22 protein-coding genes are annotated in these 20849 nt (G+C 70.3%); 15 read left to right on the top strand and 7 right to left on the bottom strand.

What is annotated here, in order from left to right; genetic code table 11:
• Nucleotides 1-12: 12 nt before the first annotated feature.
• Complete coding sequence (gene tkt / locus ABD346_RS07435) at nucleotides 13-2100, bottom strand: transketolase (protein WP_344373207.1); 2088 nt, start codon at nucleotides 2098-2100, stop codon at nucleotides 13-15.
• A 308-nt stretch (nucleotides 2101-2408) separates the two neighbouring features.
• Here tkt and ABD346_RS07430 point away from each other — a divergent pair, with 308 nt between their 5' ends.
• The 3 genes from ABD346_RS07430 to ABD346_RS07420 all read left to right on the top strand — a co-directional run bounded on the left by ABD346_RS07430 (nucleotide 2409) and on the right by ABD346_RS07420 (nucleotide 4948).
• Nucleotides 2409-3362, top strand: a complete 954-nt coding sequence (locus ABD346_RS07430) for a heme o synthase (RefSeq protein ID WP_344373329.1) — start codon at nucleotides 2409-2411, stop codon at nucleotides 3360-3362.
• Nucleotides 3363-3452: 90 nt separating this feature from the next.
• Nucleotides 3453-3794: a hypothetical protein gene (locus ABD346_RS07425; RefSeq protein WP_344373204.1), complete on the top strand. Its 342-nt coding sequence runs from the start codon at nucleotides 3453-3455 to the stop codon at nucleotides 3792-3794.
• Between the two features lie 65 nt (nucleotides 3795-3859).
• Complete coding sequence (locus ABD346_RS07420; RefSeq protein WP_344373201.1) at nucleotides 3860-4948, top strand: amidohydrolase family protein; 1089 nt, start codon at nucleotides 3860-3862, stop codon at nucleotides 4946-4948.
• Here ABD346_RS07420 and ABD346_RS07415 read toward each other — a convergent pair.
• The 4 genes from ABD346_RS07415 to ABD346_RS07400 all read right to left on the bottom strand — a co-directional run bounded on the left by ABD346_RS07415 (nucleotide 4928) and on the right by ABD346_RS07400 (nucleotide 8729).
• Nucleotides 4928-5932: a COX15/CtaA family protein gene (locus tag ABD346_RS07415; RefSeq protein WP_344373328.1), complete on the bottom strand. Its 1005-nt coding sequence runs from the start codon at nucleotides 5930-5932 to the stop codon at nucleotides 4928-4930. The genes ABD346_RS07420 and ABD346_RS07415 overlap by 21 nt on opposite strands.
• Nucleotides 5933-5996: 64 nt before the next feature.
• Complete coding sequence (locus ABD346_RS07410) at nucleotides 5997-6764, bottom strand: ABC transporter permease (protein ID WP_344373198.1); 768 nt, start codon at nucleotides 6762-6764, stop codon at nucleotides 5997-5999.
• Between the two features lie 94 nt (nucleotides 6765-6858).
• Nucleotides 6859-7839: an ABC transporter ATP-binding protein gene (locus ABD346_RS07405; protein WP_344373195.1), complete on the bottom strand. Its 981-nt coding sequence runs from the start codon at nucleotides 7837-7839 to the stop codon at nucleotides 6859-6861.
• Between the two features lie 86 nt (nucleotides 7840-7925).
• Nucleotides 7926-8729: an AAC(3) family N-acetyltransferase gene (locus ABD346_RS07400; RefSeq protein WP_344373192.1), complete on the bottom strand. Its 804-nt coding sequence runs from the start codon at nucleotides 8727-8729 to the stop codon at nucleotides 7926-7928.
• A gap of 172 nt (nucleotides 8730-8901) precedes the next feature.
• Here ABD346_RS07400 and ABD346_RS07395 point away from each other — a divergent pair, with 172 nt between their 5' ends.
• From ABD346_RS07395 to ABD346_RS07350, 10 genes are all read left to right on the top strand, one after another.
• The gene (locus ABD346_RS07395; protein WP_189961263.1) at nucleotides 8902-9654 is read left to right on the top strand and encodes a helix-turn-helix transcriptional regulator; all 753 of its coding nucleotides are present in this window, start codon (nucleotides 8902-8904) and stop codon (nucleotides 9652-9654) included.
• Complete coding sequence (sufB, locus tag ABD346_RS07390) at nucleotides 9651-11072, top strand: Fe-S cluster assembly protein SufB (RefSeq protein ID WP_053729352.1); 1422 nt, start codon at nucleotides 9651-9653, stop codon at nucleotides 11070-11072. Before ABD346_RS07395 ends, sufB begins: the two co-directional genes overlap by 4 nt.
• Before the next feature lie 62 nt (nucleotides 11073-11134).
• Nucleotides 11135-12316: a Fe-S cluster assembly protein SufD gene (gene sufD, locus ABD346_RS07385; protein WP_344373187.1), complete on the top strand. Its 1182-nt coding sequence runs from the start codon at nucleotides 11135-11137 to the stop codon at nucleotides 12314-12316.
• Nucleotides 12316-12633 (top strand): bifunctional 3-phenylpropionate/cinnamic acid dioxygenase ferredoxin subunit, encoded by a 318-nt coding sequence (locus ABD346_RS07380; RefSeq protein ID WP_344373184.1) that lies wholly within the window; start codon nucleotides 12316-12318, stop codon nucleotides 12631-12633. The genes sufD and ABD346_RS07380 overlap by 1 nt, the downstream gene beginning before the upstream one ends.
• Nucleotides 12634-12640: 7 nt before the next feature.
• Nucleotides 12641-13405 (top strand): Fe-S cluster assembly ATPase SufC, encoded by a 765-nt coding sequence (gene sufC, locus ABD346_RS07375; RefSeq protein WP_053729355.1) that lies wholly within the window; start codon nucleotides 12641-12643, stop codon nucleotides 13403-13405.
• Nucleotides 13402-14658, top strand: a complete 1257-nt coding sequence (locus tag ABD346_RS07370; RefSeq protein WP_189961267.1) for a cysteine desulfurase — start codon at nucleotides 13402-13404, stop codon at nucleotides 14656-14658. Before sufC ends, ABD346_RS07370 begins: the two co-directional genes overlap by 4 nt.
• Nucleotides 14659-14756: 98 nt before the next feature.
• Nucleotides 14757-15221: a Fe-S cluster assembly sulfur transfer protein SufU gene (sufU, locus tag ABD346_RS07365; RefSeq protein ID WP_189961268.1), complete on the top strand. Its 465-nt coding sequence runs from the start codon at nucleotides 14757-14759 to the stop codon at nucleotides 15219-15221.
• Nucleotides 15218-15556: a metal-sulfur cluster assembly factor gene (locus ABD346_RS07360; RefSeq protein ID WP_053729358.1), complete on the top strand. Its 339-nt coding sequence runs from the start codon at nucleotides 15218-15220 to the stop codon at nucleotides 15554-15556. The genes sufU and ABD346_RS07360 overlap by 4 nt, the downstream gene beginning before the upstream one ends.
• A 234-nt stretch (nucleotides 15557-15790) precedes the next feature.
• Nucleotides 15791-16156, top strand: a complete 366-nt coding sequence (locus ABD346_RS07355; protein WP_189961269.1) for a VOC family protein — start codon at nucleotides 15791-15793, stop codon at nucleotides 16154-16156.
• Nucleotides 16157-16316: 160 nt separating this feature from the next.
• A complete protein-coding gene (locus ABD346_RS07350; RefSeq protein ID WP_344373327.1) occupies nucleotides 16317-17639 on the top strand; it encodes a DUF3616 domain-containing protein in 1323 nt (440 codons plus the stop codon).
• Nucleotides 17640-17646: 7 nt separating this feature from the next.
• Here ABD346_RS07350 and ABD346_RS07345 read toward each other — a convergent pair whose 3' ends face one another.
• Nucleotides 17647-18651 carry a DUF7847 domain-containing protein gene (locus ABD346_RS07345; protein ID WP_344373173.1) on the bottom strand — a complete coding sequence of 335 codons (1005 nt, stop codon included), beginning with the start codon at nucleotides 18649-18651 and terminating at the stop codon, nucleotides 17647-17649.
• A gap of 283 nt (nucleotides 18652-18934) precedes the next feature.
• On the opposite strand from ABD346_RS07345, the gene ABD346_RS07340 reads away from it, so the two are divergent.
• Together ABD346_RS07340 and ABD346_RS07335 are read left to right on the top strand one after the other, a co-directional pair.
• Nucleotides 18935-19474, top strand: a complete 540-nt coding sequence (locus ABD346_RS07340; RefSeq protein ID WP_344373170.1) for a TetR/AcrR family transcriptional regulator — start codon at nucleotides 18935-18937, stop codon at nucleotides 19472-19474.
• Between the two features lie 64 nt (nucleotides 19475-19538).
• Nucleotides 19539-19862, top strand: a complete 324-nt coding sequence (locus ABD346_RS07335) for a DMT family transporter (protein WP_344373168.1) — start codon at nucleotides 19539-19541, stop codon at nucleotides 19860-19862.
• Between the two features lie 35 nt (nucleotides 19863-19897).
• On the opposite strand, the gene ABD346_RS07330 is transcribed toward ABD346_RS07335, so the two are convergent.
• Nucleotides 19898-20782, bottom strand: coding sequence for a winged helix-turn-helix transcriptional regulator (locus tag ABD346_RS07330; protein ID WP_344373165.1), 885 nt, complete (start codon nucleotides 20780-20782; stop codon nucleotides 19898-19900).
• Nucleotides 20783-20849 lie beyond the last annotated feature (67 nt).

The raw sequence follows: 20849 nt of genomic DNA, 5'->3' as shown, positions 1-20849 counted from the left end.
CGTATACCGGCGTCAGCGCGCGGCGGCTTCGAGAGATTCCCGGGCTGCGGCGGCCACGTGCTCGGCAGTGAAGCCGAACTCCTGGAAGAGGACCTTGCCGTCGGCCGAAGCGCCGAAGTGCTCCAGCGAAACGATGCGGCCGGCGTCGCCGACGTACTTGTGCCAGGTCAGACCGATACCGGCCTCGACCGCGACGCGCGCCTTGACCGAGGGCGGCAGGACGCTGTCCTTGTACGCCTGGTCCTGCTCCTCGAACCACTCGACGCACGGCATCGAGACCACCCGGGTCGGAATGCCGGCCGCCTGCAGCTGCTCGCGCGCGCCGACGGCGAGCTGGACCTCGGAGCCGGTGCCGATGAGCACGACCTGAGCGTCACCACCTTCGGCCTCGAACAGGACGTAACCGCCCTTGGCGGCATCCTCGTTGACCTCGTACGTCGGCACACCCTGGCGGGTCAGCACGAGGCCGTGCGGGGCCCCCTTGCCGAACACCTTGGTGTAGCGCTTGAGGACCTCGCGCCAGGCGATGGCGGTCTCGTTCGCGTCCGCCGGGCGGACCACGTTGAGGCCGGGGATCGCGCGCAGCGAGGCCAGGTGTTCGACCGGCTGGTGGGTCGGGCCGTCCTCGCCGAGGCCGATCGAGTCGTGCGTCCACACGTACGTCACCGGCAGGTGCATCAGCGCGGACAGGCGCACGGCGTTGCGCATGTAGTCGGAGAACACCAGGAAGGTGCCGCCGTAGATGCGGGTGTGGCCGTGCAGCGCGATGCCGTTCATCTCCGCGGCCATGGAGTGCTCGCGGATGCCGAAGTGCACGGTGCGGCCGTACGGGTCGGCCTCCGGCAGCGGGTTGCCGGCCGGCAGGAACGACGACGTCTTGTCGATGGTCGTGTTGTTCGAGCCCGCGAGGTCGGCGGAGCCGCCCCACAGCTCGGGCAGGACCGCGCCGAGCGCCTGCAGGACCTTGCCCGAGGCGGCGCGGGTGGCGACACCCTTGCCGGTCTCGAAGACCGGGAGGTGCGACTCCCAGCCCTCGGGCAGCTCGCCCGCGTTGATGCGGTCGAACTCGGCCGCGCGCTCGGGGTTGGCGGTGCGCCAGGCGGCGAACGACTTCTCCCACTCGGCCTTGGCCTCACGCCCGCGGTCGAGAGCCTCGCGGGTGTGCGCCAGGACCTCGTCGGCGACCTCGAAGGTCTTCTCCGGGTCGAAGCCGAGGACACGCTTGGTGGCGGCCACCTCGTCGTCGCCGAGCGCCGAGCCGTGCGCGGCCTCGGTGTTCTGGGCGTGCGGCGCGGGCCAGGCGATGATCGAGCGCATCGCGATGAACGACGGCCTGTCGGTCACCGCCTTCGCCGCCTCGATCGCGTTGTACAGCGCCTCGGGGTCCAGGTCGCCGTCCGGCTTGGGCGCCACGCGCTGGACGTGCCAGCCGTACGCCTCGTACCGCTTGATCGTGTCCTCGGAGACGGCGGTCTCGGTGTCGCCCTCGATCGAGATGTGGTTGTCGTCCCACAAAAGGACCAGGTTGCCGAGCTTCTGGTGGCCGGCGAGCGAGGACGCCTCGGAGGAGATGCCCTCCTGGAGGCAGCCGTCACCGGCGATCGCGAACACGAAGTGGTCGAACGGGGAGGTGCCGGGGGCGGCCTCCGGGTCGAACAGGCCGCGCTCGTAGCGGGCGGCCATCGCCATGCCCACCGCGTTGGCGACACCCTGGCCCAGCGGGCCGGTGGTCGTCTCGACGCCGGTGGTGTGGCCGTACTCCGGGTGGCCGGGGGTCTTGGAACCCCAGGTACGGAACGCCTTGAGGTCATCCAGCTCCAGGCCGAAACCGGCCAGGTACAGCTGGACGTAGAGAGTCAAGGACGAGTGGCCCGCGGACAGGACGAACCGGTCGCGGCCGACCCAGTCGGCGTCCGCCGGGTCGTGCCGCATCACCTTCTGGAAGAGGGTGTACGCGGCCGGGGACAGGCTCATCGCCGTACCTGGATGGCCGTTGCCGACCTTCTGTACAGCATCCGCGGCCAGTACGCGGCCGGTGTCTACGGCCCGCTGGTCCAGCTCGGTCCACTCGAGGTCTGTGGTGGTCGGCTTGGTGCTCACCCTGAGTCAGGGCTCCTCTCCACATGTCGAATCCCGGTGACTGAGGGCGCACCGGGCGCTGTCGAGCCTACCCCTGCCGGAACGCTCATTTTTTCGACTGACTGCACGTTGAGACAGACACCTCCAGGGTGCCGGGGAGCGGTGAAATCCGCCTCCCGGCGAACCACCCCCAACACGACCCCACCCCCGGGGATGGCGGCGTATGGGCAACGTCTAGAGTGGCGTGGTACGCGCAAGTCTTTACCGGGCCTTCACGTCCGGGAACGTCCGGGATCACCGGGGACTTGCTGGGAATTTCTCTGTCAGGGGTGTGCGTGACGGCCGTCGAGTCCCGACCCGCAGGGGTCATCTTGACTCCCAGCCCGGGGGGCCATCGGCCATTCGGGGCCCGCGTCAAGGCCTTCGTGATGCTGACCAAGCCGCGGATCATCGAACTGCTCCTCATCACCACCATTCCGGTGATGTTCCTGGCCGAGCAGGGCGTCCCTCCGCTGTGGCTGGTGTTCACCACCACCCTTGGCGGTTACCTCTCCGCGGGCGGCGCGAACGCGCTGAACATGTACATCGACCGCGACATCGACGCCCTGATGGACCGGACCTCGCAGCGCCCGCTGGTGACCGGCATGGTCTCGCCGCGCGAGTGCCTGGTCTTCGGTCTCTCGCTGGCCGTCGTCTCGACGCTGTGGTTCGGCCTCCTGGTCAACTGGCTCTCGGCGGCCCTGTCGCTCGGCGCGCTGCTCTTCTACGTCGTCGTGTACACGATGATCCTCAAGCGCCGGACCTCGCAGAACATCGTGTGGGGCGGCATCGCGGGCTGCCTTCCGGTGCTCATCGGCTGGTCCTCGGTCACGAACTCCATGTCGTGGGCGCCGATCATCCTGTTCACCGTCATGTTCTTCTGGACGCCGCCGCACTACTACCCGCTGTCCATGAAGGTCAAGGAGGACTACGCGCGGGTCGGCGTGCCGATGCTGCCGGTGGTCGCCTCCAACAAGGTCGTGGCCCGTCACATCGTCCTCTACAGCTGGGTGATGGTGGCCGTCTCGCTGCTGCTCACCCCGCTCGGCTACACCGGCTGGTTCTACACCGCGGTGGCGCTGCTCTCCGGCGGCTGGTGGCTGTGGGAGGCGCACGCGCTCCAGTCCCGCGCCAAGTCCGAGGCGACCGGCGCCAAGCTGAAGGAAATGCGGCTCTTCCACTGGTCGATCACCTACGTGTCGCTGCTGTTCGTGGCCGTCGCGGTGGACCCGTTCCTGCGCTGACCGCATCGCTTACACGCCTTGAGGGGCCAGTGGCGCAAGCCACTGGCCCCTCTTGTCGCTCCCGGGGCTACCCGCTAGTAGCATCGCGGCATGGCAGACACCCAGGTTGACGAGAAGCAGGCCGCCAAGGCCGCACGGCGGGCGGACAAGCTGGCCCGGCAGATCGGCTCCTTCGCCAAGGAGCACGGCGGCGCCGAGGGGCAGATCGCGTACATCGGCCAGAAGGGCGCCCGCATCGTGCTCGTCGGCGAGGACGGCGGCTGGGGCGACCTGGTGGCCCCGAGCCACGCCGTCGCCCAGAGCGCGGTCGAGAAGTCCGGGATCACCGTCCACGAGGACTTCGACGGGGAGTTCGCGGCCAAGGTGAAGACCGGCCCGTACGAGTGGACCCGCATGGCCGGCATCCAGCTCGGCGGCCCGAAGAACCGCTGAGCAACACCGATCCGGGGCTCACCCGTTAGGAGTGGTGGAAGCGCGTCCACCGCTGGGAGCCCCGGATGATCGACACCCCGACCCTGGTGGACCAGTACTGCCACGGAGTCCTGCGCACCGAGCTGGGCCTGGGCACCTTCGAGACGGCGCTGGGCCGCACCGGAGCCCTGCCCGCGCCCGGCACCACGTTCTTCGACACCCAGACCGGGTTCGCGGTACGCCGCTGGTGCCCCCCGCTGCTCGGCCTCGAACCGCACTGCCCCCCGGCCCGCTATCTGGCCCGCCGCCGTGAACTCGGCGTAGTCGAATCGGGCAGACGCCTGCTGCGGGGCTCCGGGATCTCCACCTATCTGGTGGACACCGGGCTGCCCGGGGACCTCACCGGCCCGCACGAGATCGCCGCGGCCGGCGCGGCCGACGCCCACGAGATCGTCCGCCTCGAACTCCTCGCCGAGCAGGTCGCCGACACCTCGGGCACCGTCGAGTCCTTCCTCGCCAACCTCGCCGAGGCCGTGCACACCTCGGCCGCCTCCGCCGTCGCCTTCGCCTCGGTGGCGGGCGTACGCGAAGGACTCGACCCGGCACCGCCGGGCCCGGGGGAGGTGCGCGGGGCGGCCGGGCGGTGGCTGGCGGGCAGGCGCAAACACGGGCGCCTCGAAGACCCGGTGCTGCTGCGCCATCTGCTGTGGAGCGCGGTCGCGGCCGGGCGCCCGCTCCAGCTCCAGGTGGGCATGGCCGACCCGATGCTGCTGGCCGGATTCGCGTCCGCGACGGCCGGGCTCGGCACCGATCTGGTGCTGCTGCACGGCTATCCGTACCACCGCCAGACCGCCCATCTGGCCAGCGTGCACCCGCATGTGTACGCGGATGTCGGGCCCGCCCTGGTGCGGACCGGGGCGCGGGCGGCGGCCGTGCTCGCGGAGATCCTGGAGCTGGCCCCGTTCGGGAAGCTGCTCTACTCCAGCGGCGCGCGCGGGCTGCCCGAACTGCACGTGGTGGGCGCGCGGCTGTTCTCGGAGGCGCTCAGCCGGGTGCTGGGCGAGTGGGTCGGCGACGGCGCGTGGTCACGCACGGACGCGCAGCGGGTCGCCGGGATGATCGCGGCGGGCAATGCCCGCCGCGTCTACGGTCTTTCAGGCGTGGCTGAGCGCTGAGCCGGCCGGAGCGGGGACCTCGGCGGAGACCTCGGGGCGTTCGCGCAGCGAGAGCAGGACCCGCAGCGCCGCGATCCACACCAGGCACGAGCCGAGCATGTGCAGGCCGACCAGGATCTCGGGCGTCTTCAGGAAGTACTGGACGTAGCCGATCACACCCTGGCCCATGAGCACCAGGAACAGGTCGCGGGCCCGGGCGCGCGGACCGGCCGGGGCGTCGACGGCCTTCAGGACGAACCAGAGGGCGACGGCCAGTGCCACCACGACCCAGGCGAGGTCCGCGTGCAGCTGCGTGATCATCGTCCAGTCGAGCGGGATGCGCGGCACGTCCTTGGAGTCGCCGGGGTGCCGTCCGGTGCCGGTCACGACCGTGCCGACCGCGATCAGCGCGGCCGAGGCGGCCACCAGGAGCCAGGTCAGCTGCACAACCGCCTTGCCCACCAGGGGCCTTGGCGCTCCGTCGCCCTCCTGGGTGCGCTGCCAGGTGACCACCGCGACCGCGATGAGCGCGCTGGAGAGCAGGAAGTGGGCGGCCACCGTGTACGGGTTGAGGCCGACCAGGACGACGATGCCGCCCAGGATCGCGTTGCCCATGACCACCCAGAACTGCACCCAGCCGAGCCGGGTCAGCGGGCGCCGCCAGGGCTGCGCCGAGCGGGCGGCGATGATCGCCCAGCCGACCGCGGCGCACAGCACGTACGTCAGCATCCGGTTGGTGAACTCGACGACGCCGCGGAAGCCCATCTCGCTGGTGACGGTCAGGCTGTCGCTGGTGCACTTGGGCCAGGTGGGGCAGCCGAGCCCGGAGCCGGTGAGCCGGACCGCACCGCCGGTCACCACGATGGCGACGGCCATGACGAGGGCGGCAAGGGCCGCGCGCCGCACGATCGTCGGGGAGGCGGTCCACCGCTGCGCGATGTAGAGGAGCGGATTGCGGGCCGCTGCGGTCACATCGGCTCGGGTCACTTTCGGCATGCGCCCTATCGTAGGCGCCCGTTTGTGCATGTTTTCACGAGGGGTGCCCGCCCGGCCGGGCCGAGCCGCCGGCCTACTCCCAGCGGAAGAACTTCGCGGCCGCGCCGAGGCCGAGTACCGCCCACACCGCGAGGATCCCGAGGTCTCCCCACGGCATCGACGCGTCCTGCTGGAGAACGTCGCGCAGCCCGCCGGACAGGGCCGAGATGGGAAGCAGGTTCAGCACGGACTGCACGCCGCCGGGGAACTTGTCCATCGGTACGATCACCCCGCCGGCCACGAGCAGCAGCAGGAACACCAGGTTGGCCGCGCCCAGCGTCGCCTCGGCCTTCAGGGTGCCCGCCATGAGCAGCCCGAGCCCCGAGAACGCGGCGGTGCCGAGCACGAGCAGGAGCAGCACCGCGAGCGGGTTGCCGTGCGGGGACCAGCCGAGCGCGAAGGCGATCACGGCGAGCAGGACGACCTGGAGCACCTCGGTGACCAGCACGGCCAGCGTCTTCGACGTCATCAGCGCCCAGCGCGGCAGCGGCGAGGCGCCGAGCCGCTTGAGCACTCCGTACCGCCGCTCGAAGCCGGTCGCGATGGCCTGGCCCGTGAACGCGGTCGACATCACGGCGAGCGCGAGAATGCCCGGCGCGAGGAAGTCGACGGACTTGCCCTGCCCGGTGTCGATGATGTCGACGGTCGAGAACAGCACGAGCAGCAGGCTCGGAATGATCACGGTGAGCAGCAGCTGCTCGCCGTTGCGCAGCAGCATCCGCGTCTCCAGGGCGGCCTGCGCCCCGATCATCCGCCCGAGCGGCGCGGCCCCCGGCTTCGGCGCGTACGTACCGGCGCTCATGCGCGCAGCTCCTTACCCGTGCGCTCCAGGCCGTGCTTTCCCGGGGGGCGGCCCCCGGGCCCCCGGCCGGTTGCCGTGTTGTTGTGATCCCGCGTCATGCGCGCAGCTCCCTGCCGGTCAGCTCCAGAAATACGTCCTCAAGCGTGTGGCGTTCGACCGAGATGCCGTCCGGCATCACGCCGTGCTGGGCGCACCAGGAGGTGACGGTGGCGAGCAGCTGGGGGTCGATGGTGCCGGTGATGCGGTACGCGCCCGGGGTCAGCTCGGCGGCGGCCGTGCCGTCGGGCAGCGCCTTGAGGAGCGAGCCGAGGTCCAGGCCGGGGCGGCCGGTGAAGCGGAGGGTGTTCTCGGCGCCGCCCTTGCAGAGCCGCTCGGGGGAGCCCTGGGCGACGACCTTGCCGGCGTCGACGATGGCCACGTCGTCCGCGAGTGCTTCGGCCTCGTCCATGAAGTGCGTGGTCAGGACCACCGAGACGCCGTCGGTGCGCAGCTCGCGCACGAGGTCCCAGGTGGCGCGGCGGGCCTGCGGGTCCAGGCCCGCGGTCGGCTCGTCGAGGAAGACCAGTTCGGGGCGGCCGACGACGGCCATCGCGAGCGCGAGGCGCTGCTGCTGGCCGCCGGAGAGCCTGCGGTAGGCCGTACGGCCGCAACTGCCCAGGCCCAGGCGCTCGATGAGGGTGTCCACGTCCAGCGGGTGGGCGTGCAGCCTGGCCATGTGGCGGAGCATCTCGTCGGCGCGGGCGCCGGAGTAGACGCCGCCGGACTGGAGCATCACGCCGATCCGCGGCTTGAGGCGCTCGGCGTCGGCGACGGGGTCGAGGCCGAGGACCCGGACGGTGCCCGCGTCCGGCCGGCGGTAGCCCTCGCAGGTCTCGATGGTGGTGGTCTTGCCCGCGCCGTTGGGGCCGAGGACGGCGGTCACGGTGCCCGTGCCGACCGTGAGGTCGAGGCCGTCCACGGCGGTCTTGGGTCCGTACCGCTTGACCAGGCCTACGACCTCGACAACCGGGTGCGACCCGCAGGGTCTCCCTGAGGGGCGGTGGCCGGGAGACGGGAGGGCGGGCTCGCTCTTCATGACCGGCAAGTCTAGGCGGGGCGCGCGGTCCCTCCGGCGCGGGGGCCCGGGGCCCCGACAGGGGGCGGGCCGGGCGTGGGGCAGGCCTACTCCTCGCGCGGGCGGTGGACCGCCAGCCACCGCTCGGCGTAGGCGACCGCGTCCCGGACCGGGAACAGGCGGCAGGCGGCGGCGCCCACCGTGCCCCGCACCACGTCCTTGTCCCGCTCGAAGTCCGCGCCCAGCTCGTCGAAGCGCTCGCTCGTGATCGAGGTGTCGCGGACCGTCAGCCACGTGCGGCCCTCGGGGGTCGTCGCGGCGAACGACACCTCCGTCATCGGTCCCGGCACCCGGTATTCCGCAAGGTGGAAGGAGGTGCAGGAGTCGTATCCCGCGCCCAGCAGCAGGACCCGGGCGCCGACCTCCTCCAGGCGGGCCAGCGGGCTGCGCTCGCCGAGCAGGCAGTCGAGCGCGTGGCCCCGGGTGATCCGCGCCGCGCCCGGGCCGATCGCCGCGAAGGAGGTCTGCGGATGGGCGCTGCGCAGGGCGCCGGGCCAGGTGCGGACGGCCTCCGGGATCACTCCGATGCCGTAGCTCGGCGTGGTCGCCGGGTCGTAGGCGGGGATGGCCGCCCGGACTTCCGTCCACCACTCCTCGGGGACGGGCGGGTTTTCCCAGAGTGCGGGGTCGGAGTTGTCCCCGGAGTGGGTGGGGACCACGAGCGTGCCCGTTTCGCCCAGTGCGTCGAGACATGCCTGAACCGCCGCGACCGCGCCTCCGCACACCCAGCCGAGCGACTTCAGGGAGGAGTGCACGAGGAGGGTCTCGCCGGGTCGCACACCCAGCTCGCGCAGATCCTCGGCGAGTGAGCCGCGCGTACACAAAGGGCCGGTCACAGGGGGTGTGGGCATAGCACGGCAGTCTGCCGGAAGCCCTTTTCGGGAGCCACCGAATTCCCGGTGAAACGATCGATCAAAGATCGTTTCCGCAGGTCAGCTTAGGTATGCCTAAGTGATGCACCGCACCGGCCGGTGATCGGGGCGTGGGTTGTCAGGCTCTGAGGAATTACGCAACAATGGCGTTGTGAAAAACATCGGCGAGGCTCCGCAGGAGGAACTCGCGACCGGTGAGCGGTCCACCCGCAACCGGGTCGCGCGATCCATCCTGGACCACGGGCCCTCGACCGCACAGGACCTCGCGAACCGCCTCGGCCTCACCCAGGCCGCTGTCCGCCGTCACCTCGACGCACTCGTCGCCGACGAGGTCGTCGCACCGCGCGAACAACGCGTGTACGGGGCGCGGACCCGTGGCCGGCCGGCCAAGGTCTTCGCGCTCACCGACTGCGGCCGGGACGCCTTCGAGCAGTCCTACGACAAGCTCGCGGTGGACGCCCTGCACTGGATCGAGCAGTCGGCGGGCGGCGGCGCGGCCGGCGAGGAAGCCGTCGCGGCGTTCGCCCGGGCCCGCATCGAGGCTCAAGCGGGGGCGTACAGGGACGCGATCGAGGCCGTGCAGCCTGAAGAGCGCACCCAAGCCCTGGCCAAGGCCTTGAGCGCCGACGGGTACGCTGCTACGGCGCGCAGCGCACCCCTTCCGCAGCGCGGTGAGCAGCTGTGCCAGCACCACTGCCCGGTCGCCCACGCCGCCGAGCGGTACCCGCAGCTGTGCGAGGCGGAGACGGAGTTCTTCTCCCGCCTCCTGGGAACGCACGTGCAGCGCCTGGCGACCATCGCCCACGGCGACGGCGTCTGCACCACGTTCATCCCGCACGGCGCGCCACCACAGACCACACATCAGCAAGCATCTGCAAGCACGGCCGGGAGGAACCCCGCATGACTCTCCCCACGGAGACTGCCCACCCTGAGCTCGAAGGCCTGGGCACGTACGAATACGGCTGGGCCGACTCCGACGCGGCCGGCGCCGCTGCCAAGCGCGGTCTCTCCGAGGCTGTCGTCCGCGACATCTCGCAGAAGAAGAACGAGCCGGAGTGGATGCTGAAGCTGCGCCTCAAGGGTCTGCGGCTCTTCGACAAGAAGCCCATGCCGAACTGGGGCTCCGACCTCTCCGGCATCGACTTCGACAACATCAAGTACTTCGTCCGGTCGACGGAGAAGCAGGCGGAGTCCTGGGAGGACCTGCCCGAGGACATCAAGAACACGTACGACAAGCTCGGCATCCCCGAGGCGGAGAAGCAGCGCCTCGTCGCGGGCGTCGCGGCCCAGTACGAGTCCGAGGTCGTCTACCACCAGATCCGTGAGGACCTGGAGGAGCAGGGCGTCATCTTCCTCGACACCGACACCGCCCTGAAGGAGCACCCGGAGCTCTTCCAGGAGTACTTCGGCACGGTCATCCCGGTCGGCGACAACAAGTTCGCGTCGCTGAACACCGCGGTGTGGTCGGGCGGCTCGTTCATCTACGTGCCCAAGGGTGTCCACGTCGACATCCCGCTGCAGGCCTACTTCCGTATCAACACGGAGAACATGGGCCAGTTCGAGCGGACGCTGATCATCGTCGACGAGGACGCCTACGTCCACTACGTCGAGGGCTGCACCGCCCCGATCTACTCCTCGGACTCGCTGCACAGCGCCGTCGTCGAGATCATCGTCAAGAAGGGCGGCCGCTGCCGCTACACGACGATCCAGAACTGGTCGAACAACGTCTACAACCTGGTCACCAAGCGCGCCGTGGCATACGAGGGCGCGACCATGGAGTGGATCGACGGCAACATCGGTTCCAAGGTCACCATGAAGTACCCGGCCGTCTACCTGATGGGCGAGCACGCCAAGGGCGAGACGCTCTCCATCGCCTTCGCGGGCGAGGGCCAGCACCAGGACGCCGGCTCCAAGATGGTCCACATGGCGCCGAACACCTCCTCCAACATCGTCTCCAAGTCGGTGGCGCGAGGCGGCGGCCGCACCTCCTACCGTGGTCTGGTCGAGATCGGCGAGGGCGCGCACGGCTCCAAGAGCAACGTGCTGTGTGACGCCCTGCTCGTCGACACGATCTCCCGCTCGGACACGTACCCCTACGTGGACGTTCGCGAGGACGACGTCTCCATGGGCCACGAGGCGACCGTCTCCAAGGTCTCCGAGGACCAGCTCTTCTACCTGATGAGCCGCGGTCTGACCGAGTTCGAGGCGATGGCGATGATCGTGCGCGGCTTCGTCGAGCCGATCGCCAAGGAGCTCCCCATGGAGTACGCCCTGGAGCTCAACCGGCTGATCGAGCTGCAGATGGAGGGATCGGTCGGCTAGCGACCGCCCCCCGTCCCGCAGTTGAGCAGATTCTGATCTAGGAAGAGAGCACTACGACAGCCATGGCTGAGGCTCAGAACATCCCGGTGGGCTCCACCACCGCCGGTTCGATCGCGGTGGCCGCCGAGTCGACCGTCGCCACCCGCATGAGCGCCCCCCCGTCCTTCGACGTCGCGGACTTCCCGGTCCCGCACGGCCGTGAGGAGGAGTGGCGGTTCACGCCGCTGGAGCGGCTGCGCGGGCTGCACGACGGCACCGCGGTCGCCACCGGCGACGGCGTGAAGATCGTCGTCGAGGCCCCCGAGGGTGTCGTCGTCGAGACCGTCGGGCGCGACGACGCCCGGCTCGGCAAGGCCGGCACGCCGGTGGACCGCATCGCGGCCCAGGCGTACTCGTCCTTCGCCAAGGCCTCCGTCGTGACCGTCCCCAAGGAGACGGTGCTCACCGAGCCGATCCGGATCGCCGTGCACGGCGAGGGCGGCGTGGCCTACGGCCACCAGGTCGTCGAGCTCGGCGCGTTCGCCGAGGCCGTCGTGGTCATCGACCACACCGGTGACGCGGTGCTCGCCGCCAACGTCGACTACCTCCTCGGCGACGGCGCCAAGCTGACCGTGGTCTCCGTCCAGGACTGGGACGACAAGGCCGTCCACGTCGCCCAGCACAACGCGCTGATCGGCCGCGACGCCACCTTCAAGTCCTTCGTGGTCACCTTCGGCGGCGACCTCGTACGGCTGCACCCGCGGGTCGCCTACGCGGGCACCGGCGGCGAGGCCGAGCTCTTCGGCCTGTACTTCACCGACCAGGGCCAGCACCAGGAGCACCGGCTCTTCGTCGACCACAACACCCCGCACTGCAAGTCCAACGCCGTGTACAAGGGCGCCCTCCAGGGCGACGACGCGCACGCCGTGTGGATCGGTGACGTCCTCATCCAGGCCGCGGCCGAGGGCACGGACACCTACGAGATGAACCGCAACCTGGTTCTGACCGACGGTGCCCGCGTCGACTCGGTGCCGAACCTGGAGATCGAGACCGGCGAGATCGCCGGCGCCGGTCACGCGTCCGCCACCGGCCGCTTCGACGACGAGCAGCTCTTCTACCTGATGTCCCGCGGCATCCCGCCGACCGAGGCCCGCCGCCTTGTCGTGCGCGGCTTCTTCGCGGAGCTCGTCCAGCAGATCGGTCTGCCGGACGTCGAGGAGCGCCTGCTCGCCAAGATCGAGACGGAGCTGGAGGCTTCCGTCTGATGGCCTTCGTCAAAGCCTGTGCGCTGAGCGAGCTGGAGAGCGACACCCCCAAGCGGGTGGAGATCGACGGCACGCCGGTGTCCCTCGTCAAGACCGAGGGCGAGGTGTTCGCGATCAACGACATCTGCTCGCACGCGAACGTGTCGCTCTCGGAGGGCGAGGTGGAGGACTGCTCCATCGAGTGCTGGCTGCACGGCTCCAGCTTCGACCTCCGCACCGGCAAGCCGTCCGGCCTTCCCGCGACGCGCCCCGTCCCCGTGTACCCCGTAAAGATCCAAGGGGACGATGTGCTCGTCTCCGTCACCCAGGAGTCCTGAGTTCCCCATGGCAACGCTTGAAATCCGCGACCTGCACGTCTCCGTCGACACCGAGAACGGTACGAAGGAGATCCTCAAGGGCGTCGACCTGACCGTGAAGCAGGGCGAGACCCACGCCATCATGGGCCCCAACGGCTCCGGCAAGTCGACCCTGGCGTACTCGCTGGCCGGTCACCCCAAGTACACGATCACCAGCGGCACCGTCACGCTCGACGGCGAGGACGTCCTGGAGATGTCCGTCGACGAGCGCGCCCGCGCCGGCGTGTTCCTCGCCATGCAGTACCCGGTCGAGGTCCCCGGCGTCTCGGTCTCCAACTTCCTGCGCACGTCGGCGACGGCGATCCGCGGCGAGGCCCCCAAGCTGCGCACCTGGGTGAAGGAGGTCAAGTCCGCGATGGAGCAGCTCCAGATGGACCCGGCCTTCGCCGAGCGCAACGTCAACGAGGGCTTCTCCGGCGGTGAGAAGAAGCGCCACGAGATCCTCCAGCTGGAGCTCCTCAAGCCGAAGATCGCGATCCTCGACGAGACCGACTCCGGCCTCGACGTCGACGCGCTGCGCCAGGTCTCCGAGGGCATCAACCGCGTCCGTGAGAACGGCGAGGTCGGCACCCTCCTGGTGACGCACTACACGCGCATCCTGCGCTACATCAAGCCCGACTACGTCCACGTCTTCGCGGGCGGCCGCATCGTCGAGTCCGGCGGCGCCGAGCTCGCCGACAAGCTCGAGGCCGAGGGCTACGAGTCGTACACGAAGGGCGGCGCTTCCGAGTGACGACACTGCCGGGCCTCCTCGACACCGAGGCGATCCGCAAGGACTTCCCCTTGCTGGACCGTGTGGTCCACGACGGGAAGAAGATCGTCTACCTCGACTCCGCGGCGACTTCGCAGAAGCCGCGCCAGGTGCTCGACGCGCTCAACGAGTACTACGAGCAGCACAACGCCAACGTCCACCGTGGCGTGTACCTGGTCGCCGAGGAGGCCACGGCGCTGTACGAGGGTGCCCGTGACAAGGTCGCCACGTTCATCAACGCGCCGAGCCGCGACGAGGTCATCTTCACCAAGAACGCCTCGGAGTCGCTCAACCTCGTCGCCAACATGCTGGGCTGGGCGGATGAGCCCTACCGTGTGGACAGCGACACCGAGATCGTCATCACGGAGATGGAGCACCACTCCAACATCGTGCCGTGGCAGCTGCTCGCGCAGCGCACGGGCGCGAAGCTGAAGTGGTTCGGCCTGACCGACGACGGCCGGCTCGACCTGTCGAACATAGACGAGATCATCAACGAGAAGACGAAGATCGTCTCCTTCACGCTGGTCTCGAACCTGCTCGGCACCCAGAACCCGGTCGAGGCGATCGTCCGCCGCGCGCAGCAGGTCGGCGCCCTTGTCTGCATCGACGCCTCGCAGGCAGCCCCGCACATGCCGCTCGACGTGCAGGCGCTTCAGGCCGACTTCGTGGCCTTCACCGGCCACAAGATGTGCGGCCCGACCGGCATCGGTGTGCTGTGGGGCCGCCAGGAGCTCCTGGAGGACCTGCCGCCGTTCCTGGGTGGCGGCGAGATGATCGAGACGGTCTCGATGCACTCCTCCACCTACGCTCCGGCGCCGCACAAGTTCGAGGCGGGCACGCCGCCGATCGCGCAGGCCGTGGGCCTGGGCGCGGCGGTGGACTACCTGTCGGCGATCGGCATGGACAAGATCGCCGCGCACGAGCACGCGATCACGGAGTACGCGGTCAAGCGCCTCCTGGAGGTCCCCGACCTGCGGATCATCGGCCCCACCACGGCCGAGGACCGCGGCGCCGCGATCTCCTTCACGCTCGGCGACATCCACCCGCACGACGTGGGCCAGGTCCTCGACGAGCAGGGCATCGCCGTCCGTGTCGGCCACCACTGCGCGCGCCCGGTCTGCCTGCGCTACGGAATTCCTGCGACCACGCGAGCGTCTTTCTATCTGTACTCCACGCCCGCCGAGGTCGACGCCCTGGTGGACGGCCTGGAGCACGTACGAAACTTCTTCGGCTAGGAGTCGACGCGTGCTGTGCTTTCCCGGGGGACAACCCCCGGACCCCCGGCCCGCAGGCCACGTCGCGCAAGGGACACGAGGACGCGAGGTTAATCGTTGTGAAGCTTGATTCGATGTACCAGGACGTCATCCTGGACCACTACAAGCACCCGCACGGCCGGGGCTTGCGGGACGGTGACGCCGAGGTGCACCACGTGAACCCGACGTGCGGCGACGAGATCACTCTGAGGGTGAAGTACGACGGTTCGCGCATCGAGGACGTCTCGTACGAGGGTCAGGGCTGCTCGATCAGCCAGGCCAGCGCCTCGGTCCTCAACGACCTGCTGGTCGGCAAGGACCTGGCCGAGGCGCAGAAGATCCAGGAGACCTTCCTGGAGCTGATGCAGTCCAAGGGCCAGCTGGAGCCCGACGACGCGATGGAGGAGGTCCTGGAGGACGCGGTGGCCTTCGCCGGCGTCTCCAAGTACCCCGCCCGCGTGAAGTGTGCTCTGCTGAGCTGGATGGCGTGGAAGGACGCGACGGCCCAGGCTCTGGGCGAGCTCGCCGAAAGGAAGACGGCATGACCGAGAACGCACAGGCGGCGATCAAGCCGGCGACCGAAGAAGAGATCCGCGAGGCCCTGTACGACGTCGTCGACCCCGAGCTGGGCATCGACGTCGTCAACCTCGGCCTCATCTACGGCATCCACATCGACGACTCCAACGTCGTCACGCTGGACATGACCCTGACGTCGGCGGCCTGCCCGCTGACCGATGTGATCGAGGACCAGGCGAAGTCCGCGACCGACGGCATCGCCAACGAGCTGAAGATCAACTGGGTCTGGATGCCGCCGTGGGGCCCGGACAAGATCACGGACGACGGCCGCGAGCAGCTGCGCGCGCTGGGCTTCAACGTCTGAGTCCCGCTTGACGGTCGAGGCCCCCGGCACCGCTGGTGCCGGGGGCCTCTTCGCGTTGCGGGGTCCCGGCCGGGCGGCCGGCGGCCCTTCGGTCGGAATCCGCAGCAGGACGTCCTCGGTCGCCGACGGGGCGAGGGCGAGCCCGGTCGGCCGCCGGTCCGGCAGTCCGGCGGCCTCCTGGATCCCGTCGGGGGTCATCGCGCGCCCGCTCGCCGGGCGGTGCAGACTGCGGACATGGCCGTTTCCCTGTACCACCTCGTCGTCGACGCCCACGATCTCAACGCCCAGGCCCGCTTCTGGTGCCAAGTCCTCGACTGGAAGGTCCTGTTCGAGGACCCGGAGGAAGTCGTCATCGGGGCGGGCGAGACAGCGTATCCGGGGATGTGCTTCCTTCCTGTGCCCGAGCGCAAGAGCGTCAAGAACCGGCTGCACATCGACCTCAACCCCGATGACCAGGCCGCCGAGGTCGAGCGGATCGTCTCGCTCGGGGCGCGGCGGATCGACGTGGGGCAGGGCGAGGACGCCACCTGGGTCACGCTGGCCGACCCGGAGGGCAACGAGTTCTGTGTGCTGCGGTCCAAGCGGAGCCTGATCGACTGACGTTCGTCTGCCGTACCGATGTCGTACGCCTCCCATTGGCGGGGTGACCGGAACCTTCTCGACGACACCCCGCCGACGAGAGGCCAGCCCCGTGCCGCATCACCCATCGCTCCGCCGTGCCAGGACCCTCGCCGCGTCCGGAGTGCTCACGCTGGCCGTCATGGGCCTCAACTCCCCTGCGTACGCCGTGAGTTACGGCACGCCGACCATCGGGCTCTCGGCCTCCTACCTGTCGGGGGCCGTCGGCGCCACGGGCGACCCGGTGGTCACGGTCACCGTCGGGCAGAGCGGGGCCGACGCCTCGGCGCTCACCGTGGCCGCCTCCGCCAGCTCGAAGCCGTCCGTCGCCGGGACCGGGGACGTCTCCGTCAGCGGGAGCGGGGCCGGTCGGCGGCTGTCCGTCGCCGCGCACGGGCGCGGCTACACCGACCTCACCATCAAGGTCACCGGGCTCGGCGGGAAGACCGCCACCAAGACGCTGCACTACGCGGCCTCGGCCGCCGTGCAGAACGCCGCCGACACCCGCTACTTCACCGGCTCCAGCGACGCCTCGGCCGCCGTGGACGTGGGCGGCGGGTACGTGGTCGTCGCCGACGACGAGTCCAACACGCTGCGGATGTACGACCGCTCGGCCTCCGGGGCACCCGTGAAGACCTGGGACTTCAGCTCCCAGCTCGGGGTGTCCAAGGAGATCGACATCGAGGGCGCGGCCCGCGTCGGCAACACGATCTACTGGACCGGCTCGCTCGGCAACAACAAGGACGGCGAGTACAAGGCCGACCGGAACACCGTGTTCACCACCACCGTCACCGGGTCGGGCGCGAGCACCCAGCTCGCACTCGGCGGCTCGTACAAGAAGCTGCGGGACGACCTCGTGGCCTGGGACCACGCGGGCGGCGACCGGTACGGCTTCACCGCCGCCACGGCCTCGGGCCAGGTGCCCAAGCAGATCGACGGGTTCAACGTGGAGGGCCTGGAGTTCGCGCCCGGCTCCACGACCACCGCGTACATCGGGTTCCGGGCGCCGCTGGTGCCGCCGAAGGCCGGCGGCAGGGCGCTGATCGTGCCGGTCACCAACTTCGACAAGGTGGTGGGCAGCGGGGCGAAGGCCGTCATGGGCACGCCCATCGAGCTCGACCTCGGTGGGCTCAGCATCCGCGACATCCGCAAGAACGCGGCCGACCAGTATCTGATCGTCGCCGGGTCCTGGGCCGCGGACGACAATTCCGACCCGTACGCGGTCTACTCGTGGGACGGGGTCGCCGGGCACGCTCCCGTCAAGCGGGCCGACCTGCCGACCGGCGACCCGGGCGGCTGGGAGGCCGTGGTGGACGTGCCGGACCTGAACCAGGCGGGCGCGCGGGCCCAGTTCATCACCGACGACGGGTCCGCCGACCTCTACGGCGACGGCACCGAGGCCAAGGACCTCACCCACCCCGAGTGGAAGAAGTCCCGGGCCACCTGGTTCACCGTGACGAACTGACCCCGCGCTACCAGGTGCTCGTCGGCGGGGCCGGCGCCGCGGGGACACCGGCGGCGTCGGCCAGCGCCGGGGCCAGGTCCTCGCGGCGGATGCGCTGGTCGATGTAGAGCAGGCCGGTGGCGAGCTGCGGCAGGGTGGTCGACAGGAACTGGCTGATCACCGTGCCGATCAGATAGAGCACCACGATGACGACGACGGCCATGATCTTGGGGCCGACCGCGTCGCCGCTCGCCAGGGCCAGCGGCATGGCCGCGAAGATCCCGCCGTAGGTGAACGGCAGCTGGATGAAGTAGCCGATCATCCCGCTGATCATGCCGATGAGCAGCAGGATGCCGAAGGTCCGCCACCAGGCGTCCTTGACCAGGCGGGCCGAGCGGCGCAGCGCCTCCACGGGCCGCTGGTTCTCCAGGACCGCGGCCGCCGGCGCGAAGGCGAAGCGCACCCACAGCCAGATGCTGACCGGGATCAGCGCGAGGAAGACCACCATGAACACGATCATCAGCGCGACCGGCCCGTCGTCGTGGCGGGACGTCGTCACGATCGTCACCAGCATCAGCGTCAGGAACACGATGAGCGCGCCCATCATGGCCAGCCACTGGAGCGCCAGCGCGCCGAGCACCGCCGGGAACCGGGACCAGGCCTTGCGCCATATCGGGCCGAACGTGGTGCGCCGTCCGAGGACCGCGTCCTGGAGCACGGCCGGGACGGCCGCGTAGACCAGCGCCATCGCGACGAGCCACATCGCCATCGAGACGAGGAACACGACGATCCCGGCGGTCACCACCGGCTGCACGTCGGCACGGACCGGGTCCTCACCGTAGGGCTGGTCGAAGACGGGGTCGAGGTGGTCGTGCACGGCGGCCGCCGCGATCGCGACCGTGCCGCCGACGACGAGAGCGGCGATCCCGTACGCGACGAGGGCCACGCCGAAGAGCTGCTTCCAGTGCCGGCCCAGGGCCGAGAACGCCCCGCCGAGTATGTCGCCGAGCGTCAGCGGCCTGAGCGGAATCACGCCCGGCTTCGGCGGCGGTGGCATCCAGCCGCCGCCCCACCCCGGGCCCCACCCGGGCGGCGGTCCGGGAGGTCCGCCCGGGCCCCACCCCGGCGGCGGTCCGGGAGGCCCGCCCTGGGTACCCGGACCCCACCCCATGTCCTGCGTCACGGCAACCTCGCACTTCCCGTACGTTTCCGCACGTCCCGTCCCCTGATCGATCAGCTTTACGGTAGCCCGCACGGCCCCCGGGTACGGTCGGGGGCATGCTCTGTGACCAGGCCGGAACAACCGGAGGCCGCTGATGGCCCGCCGCTACGACCCCGACCGGCGCCGGCGCATCATCGACGCGGCGATCCGGGTCGTCGCCGAGCGCGGCATCGCGGGGCTCAGCCACCGCACCGTGGCGGCCGAGGCCGATGTGCCGCTGGGCTCGACCACGTACCACTTCAGGACTCTCGACGAGCTGCTCGTCGCGGCCCTGCGCCAGGCCAACGAGGGCTTCGCCACGGCGGTGCGCGACTGCGTGCGCCTCGACGATCCCGACGCCGACCTGGCCGCCGAACTGGCCCGGCTCACGGGCGAGTGGCTGACCGGGGACCGGGCCCGCGCCGAGCTGGAGTACGAGCTCTATCTCGCCGCCCTGCGCCGCCCGGCCCTGCGCCCGGTCGCCGCCGAGTGGACCGACTCGGTCGCCGAACTGCTCGCCCGGCACACCGACCCGGTCACCGCGCGCGGACTCGTCGCCGTGATGGACGGCATCTGCCTCCAGTCCCTGCTCACCGGCGGCGCGTACGACGAGGGGTACGCGCGCGACCTGCTCGGCAGGGTGCTGCGGAGGTGAGGCGGGGCATGTTGTGGACGATCGTTATGTACGGGCGTACGCATCCGCGGATATCCTTGGCCGCATGCCCTACGTCCTGCTCGCCTGCGCCATCGGCTCGGAGATCGCCGCGACTTCCGCGCTGAAGTACAGCGAGGGATTCACCCGGCTCTGGCCCTCGCTGATCACCGGCGCCGGCTACCTGCTCGCCTTCTTCCTCCTTTCGCTGACGCTGCGGTCCATGTCGGTGGGCACCGCGTACGCGATCTGGTCCGGCGTGGGCACGGCCGTCATCGCCGCCGTCGGCATGGTGTTCATGGGGGAGGCGATGACCGCCGCCAAGATCGCCGGGATCGCGCTCATCATCGGCGGAGTGGTGCTGCTCAACCTCGGCGGCGCGGCGCACTGAACGCGGGTTCGGGCGGGGGCCGCCGAGGTGCGGGTTCAGGCCGTACCCGCCCGGAGCACCGCCGCGAGCGCGGCCCGCACGCTCTCCTCGATGTCGGTGATCGGATAGATCGCCTCGATCACCGTACGGTCCCGGTCGACCACCAGCGTCAGCCGCTTGAGCCGGCTCATCCCCGCCGTGCGGAACGTCGGCAGGCGCAGCGCCGCCGTCAGGTCGAGCCCGGCGTCCGAGAGCAGCGGGAAGCGCAGGGCCTCCTTGTCCGCGAACGCCCGCTGCTCGTCCGGGCGTTGGGTGGAGACGCCGTGCACGGTGGCGCCCGCCGCGGTGAAGTGGGCCAGTTGGTCGCGGAAGGTGCAGGACTCCAGGGTGCAGCCGCGCGCGCCGGGAATCCCGGCCCAGCCGGGCGGGTACGACTCGGCGCGGGCGTAGGCGCCGGGGAAGCAGTACAGGACCGTGTACGGCGTCGACGCCGATACCGGATCCCTCGACTCACCGTCGAAATCGGTCAGGTGGAGCTCGGGAACGCGGGTGCCGACCAGCTCGCGCACCCGCTCGGTCTCCCCTGACGTCTCGGTCGAGGTGGCCATCGTCTCTCCTTCTCCCAGCACCCAGGTGTCTCCCCAGTCCTGGAGTGCGATCAGTACGGGCAGCAGGGCGCGGCCGCGCGGGGTGAGCCGGTACTCGTGGCGCACCGGGCGCTCCTGGTACGGCTCGCGCACCAGGACCCCGCACTCCACGAGCAGCTTCAGGCGTTCGGCGAGGACCTTGCGGGACATGCCGAGCTCCCGCTGGAGCGCGTCGAACCGGTGCACCCCGCGTGCCGTGTCGCGCACGATCAGGAGGGTCCACCAGTCGCCCACCACGTCCAGGGCCTGGGCGATGGCGCAGTGTTCGTCGTCGAGCCGGGTGCGTTGAGGCATGCGCCCATCCTTTCGCGATCCTGTGCCGGCCCCGTCCTCGCGGCGGTTGACCTGCCGGGATCCATGC

This window comes from Streptomyces mauvecolor (assembly GCF_039532965.1).
In the GTDB taxonomy this organism is placed as follows: domain Bacteria; phylum Actinomycetota; class Actinomycetes; order Streptomycetales; family Streptomycetaceae; genus Streptomyces; species Streptomyces violascens.
The sequence above is the reverse complement of the archived record's forward strand: the minus strand, read 5'-3'. Positions and strand labels throughout refer to the sequence as shown.

Bases quoted from the DNA above. Each gene is read 5' to 3' on its own strand.
- ABD346_RS07410 (WP_344373198.1), bottom strand. From the start codon at position 6,764: ATGAGCGCCGGTACGTACGCGCCGAAGCCGGGGGCCGCGCCGCTCGGG.
- ABD346_RS07335 (WP_344373168.1), top strand. From the start codon at position 19,539: ATGCCCTACGTCCTGCTCGCCTGCGCCATCGGCTCGGAGATCGCCGCG.
- ABD346_RS07400 (WP_344373192.1), bottom strand. From the start codon at position 8,729: ATGCCCACACCCCCTGTGACCGGCCCTTTGTGTACGCGCGGCTCACTC.
- sufB (WP_053729352.1), top strand. From the start codon at position 9,651: ATGACTCTCCCCACGGAGACTGCCCACCCTGAGCTCGAAGGCCTGGGC.
- sufD (WP_344373187.1), top strand. From the start codon at position 11,135: ATGGCTGAGGCTCAGAACATCCCGGTGGGCTCCACCACCGCCGGTTCG.
- ABD346_RS07380 (WP_344373184.1), top strand. From the start codon at position 12,316: ATGGCCTTCGTCAAAGCCTGTGCGCTGAGCGAGCTGGAGAGCGACACC.
- ABD346_RS07355 (WP_189961269.1), top strand. From the start codon at position 15,791: ATGGCCGTTTCCCTGTACCACCTCGTCGTCGACGCCCACGATCTCAAC.
- ABD346_RS07360 (WP_053729358.1), top strand. From the start codon at position 15,218: ATGACCGAGAACGCACAGGCGGCGATCAAGCCGGCGACCGAAGAAGAG.
- sufC (WP_053729355.1), top strand. From the start codon at position 12,641: ATGGCAACGCTTGAAATCCGCGACCTGCACGTCTCCGTCGACACCGAG.
- ABD346_RS07350 (WP_344373327.1), top strand. From the start codon at position 16,317: ATGGGCCTCAACTCCCCTGCGTACGCCGTGAGTTACGGCACGCCGACC.
- ABD346_RS07420 (WP_344373201.1), top strand. From the start codon at position 3,860: ATGATCGACACCCCGACCCTGGTGGACCAGTACTGCCACGGAGTCCTG.
- ABD346_RS07425 (WP_344373204.1), top strand. From the start codon at position 3,453: ATGGCAGACACCCAGGTTGACGAGAAGCAGGCCGCCAAGGCCGCACGG.
- ABD346_RS07340 (WP_344373170.1), top strand. From the start codon at position 18,935: ATGGCCCGCCGCTACGACCCCGACCGGCGCCGGCGCATCATCGACGCG.
- ABD346_RS07330 (WP_344373165.1), bottom strand. From the start codon at position 20,782: ATGCCTCAACGCACCCGGCTCGACGACGAACACTGCGCCATCGCCCAG.
- ABD346_RS07405 (WP_344373195.1), bottom strand. From the start codon at position 7,839: ATGAAGAGCGAGCCCGCCCTCCCGTCTCCCGGCCACCGCCCCTCAGGG.